The sequence below is a fragment of the Calidithermus terrae genome (genome assembly GCF_003574345.1).
Taxonomy (GTDB): domain Bacteria; phylum Deinococcota; class Deinococci; order Deinococcales; family Thermaceae; genus Calidithermus; species Calidithermus chliarophilus.
Window position 1 is genome coordinate 1 of the sequence record NZ_QXDL01000468.1, and the last position, 655, is coordinate 655.

The 655-nt window shown below is 69.3% G+C and carries 1 pseudogene; it reads right to left on the reverse strand.

Annotated features, from left to right (window positions below):
* A pseudogene (locus Mterra_RS22765) lies at positions 1–655 on the reverse strand (hypothetical protein); the annotation flags it as partial.

Genomic DNA, 655 nt, shown 5'->3' on the forward strand with positions numbered 1-655 from the left:
CGACCTGGGGGTGCCAGGTGGCGAGGACCCGCTTGGCGCCGTTGGGCATGGTGACCTCGGTGGTGTACTGGTCGTGCACCCACTGCGGGCAGGCCTTGTTGGGCTCGGCGGCGGGGCTCCCGAGCTGGGCCGGGGCCGGGGAGGCGCTGCCGTCCTTCTCGCCGAAGAGGACCAGGTAGGTGAAGAGGTTCTGGGCCTGGCGCTGGCCGGGGTCGTAGACCGAGCCCAGTTGCACCGTCTGGCCGGCGCTGAAGTTCTTGACGTACACCTGGCGGTCGGCGTTGTTGATGCGCACGGTGCCCTGCTGGGTCCAGTTGTTCTTCAGCCAGCTCGGGACCTTGGTGGGGTCGGCGCGCCAGACGATGGCCAGCCGCGCGTCGCGGTTGAGGGTGAGGCTGATGAAGGTGGACTTGTCGTACTGCCAGACGCTGCCGTGCTTGCCGCCGTTGGGGGGCAGCAGCACGTCCCAGCCCTGGAAGCTGCCGGCGTTGTTGATGGTCCAGTTGCTCTGCGCGTCGGTGAGGGTGTTGTTGGTGGTGAACTGGCGGGGGCGGTAGAACATGGCCTCCACGGCCGGCTGGTCGCCCTCGGGGCTGCTCTGCATCCACATGTAGCTGCGCAGCAGCGTGGGGTTGGCGCCGCCGCTGGGCGGGGG